This window comes from Pseudobacteroides cellulosolvens ATCC 35603 = DSM 2933 (genome assembly GCF_001262605.1).
GTDB classification, from domain to species: domain Bacteria; phylum Bacillota; class Clostridia; order Acetivibrionales; family DSM-2933; genus Pseudobacteroides; species Pseudobacteroides cellulosolvens.
This window is the reverse complement of record NZ_LGTC01000001.1, coordinates 953,740-973,199: the sequence shown is the minus strand read 5'-3', so window position 1 is coordinate 973,199 and position 19,460 is coordinate 953,740. Positions and strand designations below refer to the sequence as shown.

At 36.1% G+C, this 19,460-nt stretch carries 13 protein-coding genes; 3 read left to right on the top strand and 10 right to left on the bottom strand.

Going from position 1 to position 19,460, the window contains the following annotated elements:
* Positions 1 to 105: 105 nt before the first annotated feature.
* Entirely contained in the window at positions 106 to 1,083 is a 978-nt protein-coding gene (locus Bccel_RS04115) for a S8 family peptidase (RefSeq protein ID WP_036940890.1), read from the top strand.
* Between the two features lie 101 nt (positions 1,084 to 1,184).
* On the opposite strand, the gene Bccel_RS04110 is transcribed toward Bccel_RS04115, so the two are convergent.
* Positions 1,185 to 2,690 (bottom strand): HD domain-containing response regulator, encoded by a 1,506-nt coding sequence (locus Bccel_RS04110; RefSeq protein ID WP_036940892.1) that lies wholly within the window; start codon positions 2,688 to 2,690, stop codon positions 1,185 to 1,187.
* Positions 2,687 to 4,543: a sensor histidine kinase gene (locus Bccel_RS04105; RefSeq protein WP_050753082.1), complete on the bottom strand. Its 1,857-nt coding sequence runs from the start codon at positions 4,541 to 4,543 to the stop codon at positions 2,687 to 2,689. The genes Bccel_RS04110 and Bccel_RS04105 overlap by 4 nt, the downstream gene beginning before the upstream one ends.
* A gap of 286 nt (positions 4,544 to 4,829) precedes the next feature.
* On the opposite strand from Bccel_RS04105, the gene Bccel_RS04100 reads away from it, so the two are divergent.
* A complete protein-coding gene (locus Bccel_RS04100) occupies positions 4,830 to 7,850 on the top strand; it encodes a DUF6055 domain-containing protein (RefSeq protein ID WP_050753081.1) in 3,021 nt (1,006 codons plus the stop codon).
* 182 nt (positions 7,851 to 8,032) lie between these two features.
* Here Bccel_RS04100 and Bccel_RS04095 read toward each other — a convergent pair whose 3' ends face one another.
* The 8 genes from Bccel_RS04095 to Bccel_RS04060 all read right to left on the bottom strand — a co-directional run bounded on the left by Bccel_RS04095 (position 8,033) and on the right by Bccel_RS04060 (position 17,520).
* A complete protein-coding gene (locus Bccel_RS04095; RefSeq protein ID WP_036940895.1) occupies positions 8,033 to 9,091 on the bottom strand; it encodes an aldose epimerase family protein in 1,059 nt (352 codons plus the stop codon).
* 22 nt (positions 9,092 to 9,113) lie between these two features.
* Positions 9,114 to 10,433: a xylose isomerase gene (gene xylA, locus Bccel_RS04090; protein ID WP_036940898.1), complete on the bottom strand. Its 1,320-nt coding sequence runs from the start codon at positions 10,431 to 10,433 to the stop codon at positions 9,114 to 9,116.
* Positions 10,434 to 10,474: 41 nt separating this feature from the next.
* The gene (locus tag Bccel_RS04085; RefSeq protein WP_036940900.1) at positions 10,475 to 11,677 is read right to left on the bottom strand and encodes an ROK family transcriptional regulator; all 1,203 of its coding nucleotides are present in this window, start codon (positions 11,675 to 11,677) and stop codon (positions 10,475 to 10,477) included.
* A 36-nt stretch (positions 11,678 to 11,713) separates the two neighbouring features.
* The gene (gene xylB, locus Bccel_RS04080; protein ID WP_036940902.1) at positions 11,714 to 13,240 is read right to left on the bottom strand and encodes a xylulokinase; all 1,527 of its coding nucleotides are present in this window, start codon (positions 13,238 to 13,240) and stop codon (positions 11,714 to 11,716) included.
* Between the two features lie 168 nt (positions 13,241 to 13,408).
* Entirely contained in the window at positions 13,409 to 14,515 is a 1,107-nt protein-coding gene (locus tag Bccel_RS04075; protein ID WP_036940905.1) for a GerAB/ArcD/ProY family transporter, read from the bottom strand.
* A complete protein-coding gene (locus Bccel_RS04070) occupies positions 14,515 to 14,736 on the bottom strand; it encodes a hypothetical protein (RefSeq protein ID WP_036940908.1) in 222 nt (73 codons plus the stop codon). The genes Bccel_RS04075 and Bccel_RS04070 overlap by 1 nt, the downstream gene beginning before the upstream one ends.
* A 13-nt stretch (positions 14,737 to 14,749) precedes the next feature.
* The gene (locus Bccel_RS04065) at positions 14,750 to 15,919 is read right to left on the bottom strand and encodes a Ger(x)C family spore germination protein (protein WP_036940911.1); all 1,170 of its coding nucleotides are present in this window, start codon (positions 15,917 to 15,919) and stop codon (positions 14,750 to 14,752) included.
* A gap of 5 nt (positions 15,920 to 15,924) precedes the next feature.
* Complete coding sequence (locus Bccel_RS04060) at positions 15,925 to 17,520, bottom strand: spore germination protein (protein WP_050753080.1); 1,596 nt, start codon at positions 17,518 to 17,520, stop codon at positions 15,925 to 15,927.
* A gap of 676 nt (positions 17,521 to 18,196) precedes the next feature.
* On the opposite strand from Bccel_RS04060, the gene Bccel_RS31995 reads away from it, so the two are divergent.
* Positions 18,197 to 19,309, top strand: coding sequence for a glycoside hydrolase family 11 protein (locus tag Bccel_RS31995; protein ID WP_036940913.1), 1,113 nt, complete (start codon positions 18,197 to 18,199; stop codon positions 19,307 to 19,309).
* The last annotated feature ends 151 nt before the right edge of the window (positions 19,310 to 19,460 follow it).

Sequence of the window (19,460 nt, the reverse complement as noted above, 5' to 3'; positions counted from 1 at the left end):
CAATGAATATTTGAATTCTACCAATAAGATATATCCAGACATACAGATAATTATTTGATAATACTAGATATGTATTAAAAAAATTATTAATATGGAGGAGCAGAAATGGGAGAATTCAGATTAATACCATATAAAGTCGAGTCTGTTACCAATCATGCAGAAAAAATACCAGAAGGCGTAAAAATGATAAAGGCTCAGGAAATTTGGGAGGAAAGCAGGAAAGGATCTGGAGTTGTAGTTGCTATAATAGATACCGGATGCCAACCTGATCACCCAGATCTTAAAGACCGTATTATTGGCGGTAAAAATTTTACAAATCAGGGAAATGACAATGATTTCTCCGACCAGAACGGTCATGGCACACATGTAGCTGGAACTATAGCTGCCGCTGTAAATCATTCTGGTGTGGTAGGTGTAGCACCTGAAGCAAATCTTCTTATTTTAAAAGTCCTGGATTCTGAAGGAAATGGTACTACCCAAGGAATTATCGATGCAATAAATTATGCTGTTTCCTGGAAAGGTACTAACGGGCAGAAGGTAAGAGTTATTAACATGTCTCTTGGAGGACGCTATGATGATCCTAGATTACATGATGCAGTCAAGAATGCTGTAAGCAATGATATTTTGGTGGTATGTGCTGCTGGAAATGAAGGAGATCCATGGGAAGGCGGAGATTGCAGTCCTAAAAAAGACGAATTTTCCTATCCGGGTGCTTATAATGAAGTTGTGGAGATAGGGGCTATAGGCCTTGATAGGAAATTCCCTTGCTTTACAAATACAAATAAGGAAGTAGACTTGGTTGCTCCTGGCGTAAATATTCTGTCAACATTTCCTCAAAGTATGCAGGGAGGCTATGCAACACTTTCAGGGACCTCAATGGCCGCTCCCCACGTTTCAGGTGCAGCTGCTCTTCTTATTAACAAATGTGAAAAAGAATTTGGAAGGACTTTGACAGAACCTGAGATATATGCACAGCTTGTTAAGTATACATCTGATTTAGGATATGATAAAAGAATTGAGGGAAACGGTTTGCTTAATCTGGCTGGAGAGTGCTTTGCTCCAAGTGATATAGCCAGTATTTAGTTATGCAAACCATTTGAATAAGCTTTCAAATGCCGCAATAATTAATTAAAGCTGATACTTATTTGAGTGTATCAGCTTTTGTTAAACAGAATTTATATATTCTATTCATCTAATTTTATTGCACCTGATCTCAATAAATCGACAAACTTTTCTACAATATCAGGATCAAACTGTGTTCCGGCTCCCTTTTGCAACTGTGCCATTGCAGCCTCAAGAGGAAGTTTACTCCTGTAGACTCTATTGGTAGTCATTGCATCAAAAGCATCTGCAACAGAAAGAATTCTGGCCAGAAAAGGTATTTCATCACCTTTTAGCCTATTGGGATAACCGCTTCCGTCTACACGTTCATGATGGCATAGAACAAGGGGAACTGTGTCCTGAAACATTGATAATGCTGAAAGTATTTTTGCACCTGTCAATGGGTGCTTTTGAATTTCGTGGAATTCTGAATCACTTAGTTTTCTATCAGATAAAAGTATATCGTCAGCAGTACCTATTTTTCCTATGTCATGGAAAGTACCGCCTACCCTTAATAAGTTATAGTCATGTTCAGTTAAATGGCTGAAGCATTTTGCTATCTCAACTGCATATTTTGAGACCCTGTCGGAATGACCGCGAGTATACTCATCCTTTGCATCAACAGCAAGTCTTAAAGTGTCTACTGTTTCTTCATATCTTGTTCTAATTATCTCGTAGGTCATTTTTAGCTCACTGTTTTTTATATTAATCATTGAATGTAAAAAAGCGTTATTGATTGAGCTTGCTGCTTGATTTGAGAATACTTCCAGGAGACTTATGTATTTTTCGTCCAACGCATCTACAAAAATAACTCCTATAGATTCCCTTTTATCATTAAGCAGTGGAAAAAATACGCCTCCCTCATGTTTTACTACCTGGCTGTTCATCCTGGCAGAGCCTGCAAACATCATTTGAAGAGGGTTAAATAATGTTGTAAATGTTTCTATATCGATATTATATTTGCCAATACCCCTGTAAATGCTTTCTTTTGAATTTTCTTCAGTTCCTTCCAATCTATCTACAAGTATAAATGCATCTGCTGAATGAACGATATTAAGAATGTTTGACAGGATTTCCTCCAGTATTATATCAATAGGCTGAAGCTGATAAATCCTTGGAACTGACTTCAAAATACTGTCCAAACCATTGCGAGTAAGCCTTATATCATTCATCATGGAAATAGATTTAAATGCTGACTTTACCATAAGTAACAGCTGTCTAGGATCATCGGACTTTGTACAATATCCTTGTATATCATTTTTATCTAGGGTTTCCATAGGAGGTGCACACTCAGAATGACCTGTCAGCAGCAAAATATAAAGCTCCTTGTTAAAGCTTCTAATAATTTCAACTACTTCTTTCGCATTGATATTAAGTAAAAGATAGTCCAGAATCAGGAGGCCGTAATCATTATTTTTAATATCTTCTATAGCCTCTACATGATCTGTATATCCCTTAAAATAATAGCCCTCCCTATCGAGAAGTACATTCAATGTCTTAATAATACCTATTTCATCATCCAAACCAATTATTTTAAAATTTGATTTGGAGCTATCAACATTACTTCTTTTTAATTCTGAGAGTCTCATAGAATCACCCTTCTACTAAAAGCAATATTAGTTGAATGTATCTTTACAAAGAAGCTTGTACCTTTTCCCTCTTCAGATTCAAGCCACATATCACCATTAAACATCAGCTTAACTTTTGAATAGCTTAAATATAAACCAATACCATGACCTTCTTTTCCTTTTGATGTGACCATTTCTTTAAAAAGTTTGTTTCTTATATGCTGGGGAATACCTTTACCATAGTCTCTTACCATGAATATGATTTGATTGTCTTCATTACTAATACGAAGTATGATTTTTCGATCTTGATCCTTTAATTCACCAACTTCTGAAATTTTATCATATGCCTGTATTGAATTTGATATGAGGTTATTTAAAATTTGAACCAAGGTTCCAATATCCCCATTTATAGAATAGTCCTCTTCAGCTTCGTTTATTATCTCTAAGCTGCATCTGTTTGATTTAAGCTCGTACTTCATAAGAAAATTAATGTTTATAATCAATTCTTCCAGACTAAAGCTGGAATTATCTCGGGCATCAGGATTTACAACCTGATTTTTAATAGCTGTCAATGCATTGTTTATATAAGATATATGTTCTTTTAAATCACAAATATTTACTTTCATATCATTTGCTATTGCCAAATGATCATTGTCATTTACTATAGTATTTCCTATTGATTCACTGTATTCGCTTGCAAGTTCCTCCAGAGCAGTTATACAGCCAGTTATAGACATAATAGGAGTTTTCAGATTGTGAGAAATGCCACCCATAAGAGTACCGAGAGAAGCCAGCCGCTCTTTTTCAGTAATCTGCTCCTGCTGTTTTTTTATTATTTTAAGGTCTTCCTTTTGCTGTGTAATGTCAGTAAACATTATTACAGTACCTAAATGCTTGTTTTTGTTAATGAGAGGTGTTATTTCTATAGTAAAGAAACCTTCCAACTTGTCCTTAATTATGAATTGTTTTTCAACTTCTATGGATTTATTTGTTTCGTGGGCAGTTTTAATATACTTTTTAAAAAGTTCTATATCAATTATTATGTTTTCACATAATTTAAAAATATTCTCTTTTGCCTTCAATGAAGCTACATTTCTGAATATATCAGTCATTGTTTTATTGAAATTTACAACTCTTAAATCTAAATCAACAACAATAAAACCGTTTGATATTCTGTCTACTACTATCTGCAAAGCTATAGGCATTACTCGTAAAAAATCGTACTTGAATATTGCAATATAAAAACATACTGTGGTAAAAGAAAATGTTAATGCATTCACATCCTGAGTTACCGTTATTACCTTTATGGTATACAATAAATTAGTTATCAATGGCAGCGAGAAACCTACCAGTATAAACATCATTTGCCTTGAAAAAAAACCTGAGATTTTAAATGCTGAATAAATAAGAAAACTCATCCCTACGAATATACATGTATAAGAGTAAATTGCGTGTATTATGAAATATTTGCCAAAAATCATGTTGGTGATCCAAAATGAATAACTTATATAAAAAAGATGATGATACTCATTAGTCCAAAATAAAATTATGGAAACTGTAGGTATTATAAAAAGTAAAAAATATTTAAAATTAAACTTTATGCTGTTCACCTTAAATACTATTCCTAAAAGAAGAACCACCACAGGGACAAAGCATACGCTTATATAGATTAAATTTACAAAAATAATATTTTCCCATTTATTATCATAGAACCACTTCTCAAATCCCGAACAAATATTCCAGAAAAGTATCAGAGATACAATGCCAATAAACAAATAATGAATCTGACCTTTGTTGGTAATCTTGACCATGTTTCGCAATAATGCTGCCATGAACAAAGATGATGCAAGTATAATAAGGTGTATTATCAACATTTCACCCAGCTTTCAAATAGTAATAAGGGATTTAAAATAGATATCGGGTTATTTATTAATAGCATTAACAAAGTTTATTGTTGCGATTTAGTGTAATAAGCTTACACTTATGCACATTCCAACACTGGTTGTATCTATATGGTTAATGTAATAGCATTAACAACAGTTATTAAAAAATGGGTATTTGCAATCCAATATTGAAGTACCAATTACATATTTAGTATAATAAATTTATTAACACAGATAACCAAAATATGAAAAAATAGCTCTTATAGGGGGAATTGTCATGAGAATGAAAACCTTTAAAATCATTACCCTGCTGGTAGTTTTTATTACTTCCATGCTGCCTGCTGGCCCAAGTCATGTAATGGCTGCAGACGAATATCTTGCAAGAGATTCCATCTATTCAATGTCTGATCCTAATGTTAACAGAGCAACCTCAACTCATTTCCAAATAATCTGGGGTAAAAACGATCAAACCGGAACCGTTAATGATGCATTCATTCAAGGGAATTTAAAAAATCTGGAAGGTCAATGGACAACCTATGTCACCGATATGGGATATAAGGAACCTGGAGTGTCTATAAAACCCGCAAATCAATCAAAAAAGTATAAAACCAATGTTTATGTAACCCGTACAGGACTTTCAAAACATGCGGAAGGCTGGGGGTTCATGTCTAACGATTCAGACGGCTTCGCATATATAATTGTAGATCCTGTAGCAATGAGAGTTGATGTCCCTTCATGGGTGATTCCCCACGAATTGGGACATGTCATTACATATCACCAGGCAAGCTGGGTTGACAGCACAATTACCGGAGCCTGGTGGGAGGCTGTTGCTGACTGGCTGAGAGAGCAATATCTAACAAGTCCCAATTACCAATATAATGGTAAGATTTATTCACCGGATACAAACTTTTTTGACCCTATGTACATGAATGGGAGCCTCTGCTCTCCTCACGGCAGAACCTATTATGATGCATGGCCCATTCTGCAGTACATAGCAGAGAACCCTGACAATTATCCATACTACGGCAGAGATTTTATGAGAGATATGATGCAAAAGGCCAAAATGCATGAATATCCCTATGATACAATTATTAGGCTTGCACCTGGGGTATCCATAAAGGATACACTGGGCAATTACGCTAAAAGAATGGTAACCCAGGATTTCCAACAAAAAACAGTGTATCGTAAAAGGTTTAATCAGCTTATTGCAACAGACAGCAACAAGCAAATGGTCTATACCCAGCTTGTAAAGGTTAATGATAAAAGTGATTGGTGGAGGGTTCCAAGTGAAAGAGCTCCACAGCAAACCGGCTTTAATATAATCCCCCTCACTCCTAACGGGACAGGTAACGGACGTACCGTTAAGGTAAATTTCAATGGTCTTATAGATTCATCAAGGGGAACTGACTGGAGGGCATGTATTGTTGTGCAGGACGACTCGGGCAATACAAGGTACTCTACCTTATGGAATAAAGGAGAAAACTCCATAACTCTTTCAAACACCGAAAATAAGGTATTTCTAGTAGTTGTAGCTACACCTGATAAATTAATACCATTGGACGCATTTGCTGATGAAACCAAATCACCGTTTATGTCGGCACCGGAAAAGCAAAAAATGCCATATGAAGTTCAAATAACAGGTGCAGTACCTTATGAGGCAGTAAACTCTATCACAGGTATAACAGGAAGCAAGCACCCTAACGGCGGCGGATTTGTACAAAACACAGCAAAAGTGGACTCGACAGCATATGTGGGACCAAATGCGGCAGTTTTAGGAAGTGCAAAGGTACAAGGTAAAGCCAGAATCGAGGATTATGCCGTTGTAAAGGGTAATGCAGTAGTTTCTGGGAATGCAATTGTAAGCGGCCATGCAATTATAAAGGATAGTGCAATTGTTAAGGACAATGCAAAAATAAGAGATTTTGCAGTTATGATGGGAAACGCAGAAGCTAGTGGAAATGCAAGGGTTCTGGAAAGTGCAACTGTTAAAGAAAAAAGAAAAATAACCGATAACGGTGTTGCAAAAGGAATGGCAATTGCAGCAGGAGAAGCAAGCATTACAGGTGAAGGAATGGTGGACGGCGACTATATTGACAGCACAAATATAACAAAAGGTGTTGCATTCGGATGGACAAGAGGCCAGGATTATGCTTCCTCACGTCCCTATACTCCCTCACTCTATGCAGGCTACGAGTTTGGCACTTCCAGCAGTGTTTTTGCAAGGGATAAATATGGCGTAACCCATGGTATAATAAGAGGCAATCCCTTGTGGTCAGCCTCCTCCGAAGGCCATTCAGGTATTTTACAGTTAAATGGAGATAATCAGTATGTTGTATTGGAAAACTCGGTATCTGATCTAAAGGATATTGAAATAAGGGCAACAGTTCGTTGGGACGGCGGTACAGCAAATCAAAGGCTTTTCAATTTCGGTTCTTCACAAGATAAATATATGTACCTAACACCATCTGATGAAAATGGAAAAGTGAAGTTTGAAATAAGAAACGGTAACAATGTAAAGACTATGGTAGCAGATGCCTCTTTGCCAGTTGGAAGCTGGGTTGATTTAAGGCTTGTATTAACCGGTGATACAGGAATTTTGTATATCAACAATACACCTGCAGCGGTTCAAAATGACATCAATATAAACCCTGAAGATCTCAATGCTCCTAATGTTAACTCACAAAGCAATAGCAACTATATCGGAAGAGGAATTCTTCCGGAACAGCCTCTATTTAAAGGTGCTGTAGATTCTTTCCATATTTATTTCAAACCAGTGGATTCGGTTATACCGTCTGTTTCTGCTAAACCTACATCAACACCCACACCAACACCAAAGGGACATACAATTTCAGGTTATGTATCCCAGGATTTTGCATCATCATTAGCTTCAATAAAGAGCGGATTTAAAGTGGAAATTTTGGGTACAGGATTATCTTCTGCAACTGATAACAATGGGTATTTCAGTTTAACAAATGTTCCTGCAAATGCTTCAGGATATACCGTAAGAATCAGCAAAGCAGGCTATTTATACAGGGATATTGGGAATGTCAAAATTGACAGTTCCGATATAAGCTTTGGTTCAACTGGTTCCCCTGTTATATTGTGGGCTGGCGATATAAATAGTGATAACACCATCAATATGGCAGATGTTATTGAAATGGCGAAAAGTTTTAATGCCACTTCAGGTGAAGTTAAATTTATTGCAAATTGTGATATAAATAAGGATAACACCGTTAATATGGCAGACATAGTGATTATCGCAAAGAATTTTCCAAGAATACAGGGAGTTATTCTTTAGCACTATAAATTGCAATGTAAAATTCCAGGCATTTAAAAACAGCAGACTATATCGTAGCCTGCTGTTTTTCTTAAGCGCCTTAGAATTTGATAATCTATTAAATAATAAAATTAAATTATTGATTTTATATCTCTATATTTTTATATTTTTATTTTTTATTTTTATATTTTATTTTTTTATTTTTATATTTTTGTAAATTTATAAACTGTTGTATGTATGTACTCCTCACCAGCTTTAAATATCGGTGACGGAAAATTCTTGTGCTTTAACGAATTTGGAAAGTATTGAGTTTCAAGACAAAACCCACTCCTTCTTGTGTATTGCACATTACCTTTTCCTTCATAGGAGCCTTCAATATGGTTTCCTGTGTATAATTGAATCCCAGGTTTAGTAGTATAAACTTCCATAAACCTTCCACTCGCAGGATCATATACCTCAGCCGCCATCTTGAGCTTTGCCCCTGGTTCATTTAGTATAAAGTTGTGATCATACCCTTCACCATTTATGATCTGGGGATCATCAACATTTATCTCTGTACCAATGGGCTTCATTGTAGTAAAATTCATTGGAGTGTCATATACATCCCTGATTTCTCCGGTAGTTAAGCACTCTTCGTTTATAGGAGTAAACTTATCAGCGTAAATTTTGACATGATGTTTTGAAATATCTCCTGCACCATGTCCTGATAGATTGAAGTACGCATGGTTTGTAAGGTTTATAACAGTGTCCTTGTCCGAAACTGCATGATAATCAATCTTAAGTGCATTATCATCTGTAAGGGAATAAATTACCGTAACCTTCAAGTTACCAGGATAATTTTCTTCACCGTCTTTACTCAAATACGTCAGCTTTAAGCACTCTTGATTGCCTTCCTTCACTATATAAGCATTCCAGATAACTTTGTTAAATCCCTTGATTCCACCATGGATATGGTTCTCTCCATCATTTTTTTCAAGCTGATATTCTACACCATTAATTTCAAAGCACGAATCCTCAATCCTATTTGCATGCCTTCCAACGAGGGCACCAAAATACAGATCGTCTTCCAAATAATCTTCTAGCTTATCATATCCCAGTACAACATCCTCATAATTTCCATTTTTGTCTGGTACAAAAATGGAAATTATGATTCCTCCAAAGTTGGTTATCTTTACTTTTATGCCATTACTGTTGGACAGGGTAAAAATATCTATATCATTTCGGTCATATCCATCAACAAATTTCTCTCTTATAATACTCATTGGATGTACCTTCTTAAAAATATTAATCTTCTAAAATATACTTGTTCAGCATGCTTTCAAGAACTTCCTGTCTTCCTGATACGTTCTTAACCTGATCATGCTCCAATGCATATTTTTCCAATTCTTTAAATCCAACTTTTCCATTAACTATATCGCTACCAATACCGCTTTTGTAGCTTGCATAACGGTCTTCAATAACTTTATCGAACTTGCCTTCTGAAACCATCTTGTAAGCAATCTTAAGACCCTTAGCAAAAGCATCCATTCCTGCAATATGTGCATAGAAAAGATCGATTGGCTCAAATGAACCTCTTCTTACTTTAGAGTCGAAGTTTAATCCGCCGGTTGTGAAACCGCCTGCTTTAAGAACTTCATACATGCAAAGTGTTGTATCATAAATATTAGTTGGGAATTGGTCTGTATCCCATCCTAAGAGCAAGTCTCCCTGATTTGCATCAATACTTCCGAATACATTGTTTACTCTTGCAGTATATACTTCATGCTGGAAGGTATGAGCAGCAAGGGTAGCATGGTTTGCTTCTATGTTCATCTTGAAATCGTTTTCAAGACCATGAGCTCTTAAGAAACCAACAACTGTAGCTGTATCGAAATCATACTGGTGTTTTGTAGGTTCCTTCGGCTTTGGTTCAATGAGGAATTGTCCTTTAAAGCCTATTTCTTTTGCGTAATCAACAGCCATTCTTAAGAATCTTCCCATGTTGTCAAGCTCAAGCTTCATGTCTGTGTTTAATAGGGTCTCATAACCTTCTCTTCCACCCCAGAATACATAGTTCTGTCCGCCAAGCTCTAAAGTTATTTCCATTGCTTTTTTAACCTGAGCTGCTGCAAATGCAAAAACATCGGCATTTGGTGATGTTGAAGCACCGTGTACAAATCTTGGGTTACCGAATGCATTTGTAGTTCCCCAGAGGAGCTTAACACTGCTGGTTTTCATATATTCCTTCATAAGAGCAACTATTTCATCAAGTCTCTTATTTGTTTCTCTAAGAGTTGAAGCTTCAGGTGCTATATCCCTGTCATGGAAACAGTAGAACGGTACACCTAATTTTTCACAGAACTCGAAGTTTGCAGCTACTTTTGCTTTAGCAAGTTCCATTGGATCTGTTATATTGTCCCATGGTCTTACTGCTGTACCAGGTCCGAATGGATCTCCGCCTGTTCCCTGGAATGTATGCCAGTAAGCAACTGCGAATCTCAAATGATCCTTCATTGTCTTTCCGCCTATAACCTCATCTGGGTTATAATACTTAAAAGCCAATGGATTATCAGAGTTCTTACCTTCATATTGAATCTTTGAAACATTACTAAAAAATTCTGACATCTTTTTGCCTCCTTAAAATTTATTGAATTAAACACTAATGTTTATTTCCCAAAGAAAACTTTTAACGGTATTATGGCTGAGCCGAGCACTGAAGCCCTTTCCCCCAGCTTGGATTCAGTTATTTCAATATCTTTTGAAGTTTGTTTTAATGCCTTACACATAACAATTTCTTTCAAACTGTCCAAAACAATATCGGAATAATTTACAAAATCTTTTCCCAAGACTATTTTTTGAGGGCTTAATATGTTGACAATACTTGAGACTGCCAGTCCAAGGAACCTTGCTGATTCAAGCAGTATATTCCTTGATACCTCGTCTCCCTCTCTTGCACAGTCTATTATTGATTTGGCATCTATTTCCTCAACATCTTCAATATCATTAAGTTTTGAAGCAATACCCGACTTTACCAGCCGCTTTGCCTGTTCCACCATATGAGTAGTTGAAGCTATTGTCTCAAGGCATCCGTAATTTCCGCACCTGCATTTTGAACCATTTGAATCGACAACCATATGGCCGAGTTCTCCGGTAATTCCACTTGTTCCACGGTATGGTTTTCCATCTATAAAAATACCGGAACCTATACCTGATTTAATATTTACACAAACAAAATTACTTATTCCTTGACAAGTGCCTATCCAATTTTCACTTATTGCTGAAGCCATAGCTTCATTTTCAACATATACATTTACACCTTTAAGATCTGGGAATTGACCTCTTATATCAACATTCTCCCACCCCATATTTGGGGCAAATATCACTTTGCCCTCCAAACTATCCACCATACCAGGTACTGACAAACCAATCCCTAAAAGTCTTTCAAGTGTTATGGAATGGTCTTTCAAAATTCTTTTGATTTCTTTTTGAATGACTTTCATAACATTTTCGAAAATAATAGTCTTAGGCATGGTCAGCATCTTTTCTTCAATTATCCGGCTGGTAGTATCCATTAAAACAAAGCTTATATAATTTACATCCATGTCAATTCCAATGGTGTATAAGGATTCAGGTTTAATTTCGATTAAAACCGGCCTCCTGCCACCCTTGGATTCTCCGATACCGGTTTCGGAAATATAACCAATTTCCAAAAGCTCAGATACGATGCTTCCGATTGCTGTAGGTGACAATCCCGTGAGTTTAGACAATTCAGCTCTTGAAATTGCTCTGTGAACCCTTATCATGTCCAAGATTGCTGTTTGGTTAAACTCCTTGAGAAATCTGTTATTACCCACTATCTTCCCTGTCATTATCTGCTCCTTTTTAAATCATTGAGTAAAAGCACCTTACAATATGGATGAAACATCCGCAAAATCCTTTTTCAATGAGGTGTAAAGGCGTTTATATATGTCGTAATACTTATTGTATTTGCTGTTTATTACCATATCCGCCTGTTGTTTTGTCTTTACACTTATTACCTTATCGCATGCTTCCATAACACTGCTGTAAACGCCTGCACCAACGCCTGCAAGAATTGCTACGCCAAGAGCCGGGCCTTCACTTGAGTTTATGGTAGTTATCTCAGTGCCGAATACGTCCGCCTGCATCTGTCTCCATAGAGGGCTCTTTCCACCGCCTCCTGATGCTCTTACTTCAGAAACATTTACTCCCATTTCCTTGATAATTTCCAGACAGTCCTTAAGGCTATAAACTACGCCTTCCATTACTGCTCTTACCATATCTGGCTTTTCATGCTTTGCAGATAATCCGAAGAACACCCCTTTTGCGTTAGGGTCAAGGTGTGGTGTTCTTTCACCCATAAGATACGGTAAATATATTAAACCGCTGCATCCTGCAGCAACTCTTTCTGCTTCCTTATCCATAAGCATGTATGGATCAACACCCATAAGCTCGGCAGTTCTCTTTTCTTCTATACAGAAGTTATCACGGAACCACTTTAATGAAAGTCCGGCACCCTGAGTTACACCCATTATGTGCCATGTATTTGGAACTGCATGACAGAAAGTATGTACTCTGCCTTTTGGATCTATGCTTACATTTTCCGAGAATGCAAAAACAACTCCTGATGTACCTATTGTGGAAGATACTACCCCAGATTTTACTATTCCGTTTCCAATAGCACCTGCAGCCTGATCCCCTGCTCCGCCTACCACTATAGTTCCTTCTTTAAGGCCTGTAAGTGATGAAGCTTCCTTATTTACTTTACCTGTAACCTCCTGAGACTCATAAAGCTTTCCAAGCATGCTCTTTTCTATACCAAGCTTATCTAAAACTTCATTGCTCCACTTACGTCCAGGTATGTCCATAAGCTGCATTCCACTGGCATCGGAAACTTCGGTAGCAAATTCCCCTGTTAATCTAAATCTTATATAGTCTTTAGGAAGAAGTATCTTGGTTACTTTAGCATAAACTTCAGGCTCGTTATTCTTAACCCAAAGAATTTTTGATGCTGTAAAACCAGTCAAAGCCGGGTTTGCAGTAATTTCTATGAGTCTTTCCTTACCTATGATTGAAGTGATCTGATCGCATTCAGCCGAGCTTCTCTGGTCACACCATATGATGGATTTTCTCAACACTTTATAGTCCTTGTCTAGAAGAACTGCACCATGCATTTGTCCTGACAAGCCTACGCCCTTGATCTCAGATGCATCAATACCGCTTTTGTAAATAACTTCTTTGATTGTTGTGAATGTTGCCATCCACCAATCTTCAGGGTCCTGCTCTGCCCACCCTATATTCGGCTGGTATAGCGGATATTCTCCAACACTGCTTGCTATGGTATTACCCATTTCATCAAATAACACCGTCTTTGTCCCGGATGTACCAATGTCAATTCCCAATAAAAATGACAAGCATAATCCCTCCCCATACTGTTTTGTTGACTTTATAATATCATATTATTAACTATAATTAATTATACCACCCTTTTTTAAATTAATCTATAGTTTTTATAAAACTTTATAATATGACTTTAAAAACATTATATATATATTAATTATTTAAAATTTGTAAAGAAATGCTTATATTGTCCTGGCAGATTTATCATTTTTCACTTTTCCAGACCGCTTGTGCCTTACAAACGATAAAATAAGCAATATACATGGTATTACAATTTGAAATGGAATAGAATAATATGGCCATATATCTGAAGCCCATTGCAGCATCTCCATAATACTTCCATATATCCAAATAGATAACGAAACTGCCAATGCAGTAAAAGGAAGTACAAACGGCTTATAATCATCAAGGTTTAAGAGTTGTACTATACCTGCAGATGCTGCATAAATACAAATCCCTGCTTTAATAATTCCTGCTACTGTAAGGTTAACATCAAGAAGCGGATCTACATCCAGATTGGGAATAAGTCTGAATACTATATGTGACGGAAATATATCCCTTGAGGCCATATTGCTCCCTAAAACTAAAGTATTTCTGAGTATAACTTCAATAAGAACCAAACCCACAAACAGCGAAGAAAATATTGATGTTTTCATAATTTTCTCTTGTTTAATAACATGAGGAAAAACCATTAAAAATGCAATTGTCTCTCCGAATGGGAAAGTTACTATCCCGAATGCGGTATTTATTATTGGTTTTATACCTTGTGTCATAAAGGGTTTCAGATTTTCCAAATCAAATGAAGTGATTAATGAAAAAAACACAAAAACAAGAATGGCAGTCAATATTACAAGAAATATCTCACTGATCCTACCCATAACTTCGATACCTGCCCTTACCGAAAAGGCAATGATTAGAGAAAAACATACAATTATAAACAGAATGGGTGTTTCAGGATAACCCGTTACAACAGAATATTCGCCAAAATTCCTTAATACCAAAGAGGTCAGGTGAATAAAGTACCAGATATACAATACTCCGAACACTTTACCCAATATCTTGCCGAAATTTTTCTCCAAAGCTTCTATCAGTGTACATGAAGGATTCAATCTGTATATTGATGCATACATTGCTATTAAAATTGTACCAATGATACAGCCAATAAGAAATGCCAGCCACGCTTCTTGCTTTGCCCCTGCTGCAGGACTTACTATCAGTGAACTTCCTATCATAAAGCCGCACAAAAGAGTAAATAACTGATAATTTGATATCTTCGAATTTTTATACATCACACTTCACCTATTATACCTTTAATTACTGATTCTATGACTTTTGCAGGGCTTGCAGGAGCTTTACCACTCACTTGCAGAAGGCTTATAGCAAAACCAATTCCAATAATAAATGCATAAAACCCGACATATTTTACTCTATGCTTTGATTTTTTAACAATACTTGGTATATCAATTAAAGCTATTGTACCAAACATTACAATTACACCTAATATATCCATCCATGTCCATCCTTTATTTGGGTTCGGCAGGCTCTCTTATAAGACCCGACCTTCTTATTTTGAATTTCACTTCTATATTAACTGGTGTTTGGCTGTAAATTTTGCTCCAATTACGAAATGTTTTTGTCCAATCAGAGTAATAATTTCTATAAATTTCATCTATAAAACCAAAAACATCACTTTTAAATTCTTTTTGTGTAATTTTAACAGCAGCTTCAATTTTGTCTTTCATTTCTTTTTCTACTGTATCTTCCAAAGCTTTAACCATATCTGGTTTTGTTAAGTCTGCTTTTTCCTGCTGCTCACCAATATTCCCTTCTGCTGTAACCTCAATGCTTAAAACAGGCTTTCCATCCACAATTTTTGAAATGGTTTTTCCTTTATTACGAACAACTTCAATTGAAATAATTTTTTTAGAATGCAGCGGGCTTGGTATGTTAATAATAGTGTTTTTTATTTTATCATCTGCAAGTAAATAACCTCTTGTCTCTAAAGGGCCAAGAAAACCCACCAATTTATCCTTTTTGATAACAGCTGAACCTTCTGTTAAAAGGTCTTCCTGAAATACTTTGCCTGTATTATTGCTTTTATTTATTGTTGGCAGTACAAAGCTGTATTCTTCCTTATTAAGAAATTTTAATGCATCAATAAAAGTTACCTTTAAAGTTTTACCAAAATGTCGACTGGCCTCCAAAGCCTCTGTCTCGTGTGTTGCTGGAAGTTTGGACATGCGGCTTTCACTTTCCAAAACAGTTTTGGCCTCCATACCCTTTGCTATTATTAAATCTGCACGTCTTCTTGTTTCAGTATCTCTTTCAAATAAATCAAATATCTTACTTATCCCATCTCTTGCAAATTCCTCCGAAATGACCATTAATTGTACCTGTCCAAAATATACCTTTTTATTTATCTTTGCTATTAAATTTCTTGCACACTCAAAAACAGTTTCTCCCGTACTGCTAACATTATTAAAAGCCTTTTTTTCATTTCCCCCACCTTCTCCAGAAGTTTTCATAGCTTCTGGCTTTACAATCTGAAAAGTAATTTCAAATTTCCCATCCTCACCCTTATCAAAGGCAATCCCTGTCATAATGGCCAAATCCGTCAAATCCCGATTATTCCAGCAGCTTGTCAGTACTAATATAATACTTAGTATAAAAAGCAATTTGCCAATGCCTCTCATAAATTCTATCTACCTTCCTTCTTATGCCTATTTTTGAATTTTGCATTTCCTCCATGCTCCCAGGTTAATTCCTTTGGCCTTGTAAACATAGCCCATAGAGGAACACGTACAAAAGCATCCTTCAGATCAGAGCCGCTTAACGGTGTAAAAGGAGTTAAATAATTTACGCCAAAAGACTTTAACTTGCACATATGAATAAAAAACGCAACGAACACCAGTAAGATACCAAGAATTCCTATAATGTTACCTGCTAACATTAAAACTACTCGCATAAACAAAAGAGTTCCTGCTATGGATGATACTATAAAACTTGATATAGCAGTTACAGCTATTACTATGACCATAGGTGTACTTACAAGCCCTGCTTTTACGGCAGCATCTCCTATAACTAATGCTCCTACTATACTTACTGCCTGTCCAATTGCTCTAGGCATCCTTATTCCAGCTTCACGGAGAAGCTCAAATGTGATTACCATTATTAATGCCTCCGTCAGTGCACTAAATGGAATTCCCTCCCGGGCAGCTGTCATAGTTAACAAAAGCTTATAGGGAATAATATCATGGTGAAATGTAACCAGTGCTACATAAAGTGCTGGTAAAAAGATAGTAATTACAAGTGCCATTAATCTAACAAATCTACTCATTGTTGCATAAATGGATCTGGTATAATAATCCTCGCTTGATTGTATAGCTTCAACAAAAAGGTATGGGACAGTAAGGACGAAAGGAGTTCCATCACATAGTATGGCAACACGCCCTTCTAATATTTTTCCAGCCACGATATCAGGCTTCTCACTGTTTCCTACCGTAGGGAATAACCCTAATTTGGAGTCTTGAATAAATTCTTCAATATATCCTGAATCAAGTATGGCATCAGTTTTAATCCTTCCAATCCTTTCTTTTACCATTTTAATTACTTCATTGTTTGCAATTCCTTTTATATAGCATATGCAGACATCTGTATTGGTATGTTCTCCTACTTTCATTGTCTCAAATTTTAATTTTGTGTTTTTAATTTTTCTTCTTAATAAAGTAGTATTTGTACGAAGAGTTTCTGTAAACCCTTCTCTCGGACCACGAATTACCGCATCAGTAGCCGGTTCCTCAACACTTCTTTTATCCCAGTATCGAAGTGAAACTTTTAAAGCTGAATCACAATCGTCCATGAAAATCATAGTATCGCCCGAAAGTATGGAGGAAATACTCTCATCGAAGCTGTTTTCTTCCTGAATATCACTGGTACAAATAAGTTTTTCTTTAAACAGACTTAATGTTGATTTGCCTTTAGAACTCTGATTCAGATTTATAAAATCACTCTCAATCATTATTGGTTTCAATATGTCTGAGTTAATCAATTGCTTATTCACCATACCGTCAATATAAGCAATAACCACTTGAGTTGAGCCATCTTTCCCGATCAGGAGTTCCCTGATAACAAAATCGCTGCATTCGGAAAACCGCTCTTCCAGCATATCCTTAATTTTATTTATTGATTTCGGTATTTTATTATCTTTTTTGCTATTTTGCTTTTCATTATTCAAATTTTGATTAATAGCATTTAGTTTTGTGTATGTAAAAATTCTTTTCAAGTGTTTGAACATTTTTCCTCCATAAATTTGCTAAATTATCAATTTAGGCTGACTTTATAAAAGAGCTATTCGTATTAATAACTAAAATATAACTTCCTCTATAAATTCCGCTCACATTTTGACTTAACTAGTGAACACGAGTTTAGAAATCGAAAGTAATCTTTTAGTCATCCCTTAATTTAATTATTTACAAAGAATTAATCTTTTAAACTTAAAAAATAATATATACAAAAAGGTAATGATCAAAGTTGCTAGGTGCATTTCATGAGATATTTATTGTGAAAAATTCATATCTTGACGGAAGAATTTCTGTATATTATAATATTTTTATGAGTGTATTTTTTCCATATTTACACTCTACATTCTGCTTAGGTTAATAACCAACCTTTCAACTGGTAGTTCTCGTATTACATTTAAATTCTTATTTAATCCCACTGAATAACTACTTATTTATGTAAGGATATTTTCACATTACAGTATCTTAAAATTGTGTCTCTGGTTTGTACTTCCGTAGCTTTTCTTTATTTATGCAATAATTGTACCTGATTTTAATCATTCCTTAAGGTCTTAATCAGGAAGATCGATAAGGGGGGTGACTTTTGTTAGCCTTTTTTCCTGACTTGGCCTTGTATTTATGCATTGCAAAACAGTAATTATAAGTAAAAGTAAAAAGTAAGGAGAATGTAAAATGAAACAAAAAACATTGGTGAATTTTGTTAGGTTATTAACTTTTTCCCTCGTATTTGCTTTGTGCACAATAAATGTGCAAGCAGCAACAACTCTAACCTCAAATCAAACAGGTACTCAGGACAATTACAACTATGAGCTTTGGAAGGATTATGGAACAACAAGCATGACACTCAACAGCGGCGGTACATTTAACTGCCAGTGGAGTAACATTGGAAATGCTTTGTTCCGTAAAGGTAAAAAATTCGATGCAACCAAGACACATCAACAGATCGGAAACATGTCAATAAACTATGCCTCTACCTTTAATCCAGGTGGCAACTCCTATTTGTGTGTATATGGGTGGACGAAATCCTCACTTATAGAATTTTATATAGTAGATAACTGGGGTACCTATCGTCCTACCGGAACGTTTAAGGGTACAATTACCGTTGACGGTGGCACATATGATATATATCAGACCACTCGTGTCAACCAACCTTCCATTATAGGTAATACAACCTTTTATCAGTATTGGAGTGTACGTCAATCAAAACGCACAAGCGGAACCATTTCTGTCAGCGAACACTTTAAAAAGTGGGAAAGCTTAGGAATGCCAATGGGCAAGCTGTATGAAGTTGCCTTTACTGTAGAAGGCTACCAAAGCAGTGGTAGTGCAAATGTTACAACCAATACACTTACTATAGGCGGATCAAGTGCTACTAATACAAATACCTATACAGCTACCCCAGCCCCAACATCTTATAGCAGTACAACTGCCAGAACAGAATGCGAGAGCATGGCAAAAGGCGGCCAGTATACAGGAAATATCAGTTCTCCGTTCTCCGGAGTTGCTTTATACGGCAATAATGACTTGGTGAAATTCACAAAGTATTTTTCAACCGGCACCCATAGTTTTTCACTTCGCGGTTGTTCGAATAACTCCAACATGGCCAGAGTCGACTTGAAAATTGGCGGTGTGACTAAGGGTACCTTCTACTTCGGCGGTAGTTATCCCGCAGTATATACCATAAACAATGTCAGCCATGGAACCGGAAATCAAGAAATCCAGCTCGTTTGTACATCTGATAATGGACAATGGGATGCTTTCTTGGATTATCTGGAAATCAAGTAAAAACCCCTATAGATGTCTAGGTTTGCAAAATTGCAAGGGTTTTTATTGTTAAATACTAATTGGCTTTTAAACTAAATCCCGGTGGGGTCTTTCTCACTGGGATTTTTGTGGTAATCTTAATGATTTTCAAAGTTTATGTTTTAATGAGGAA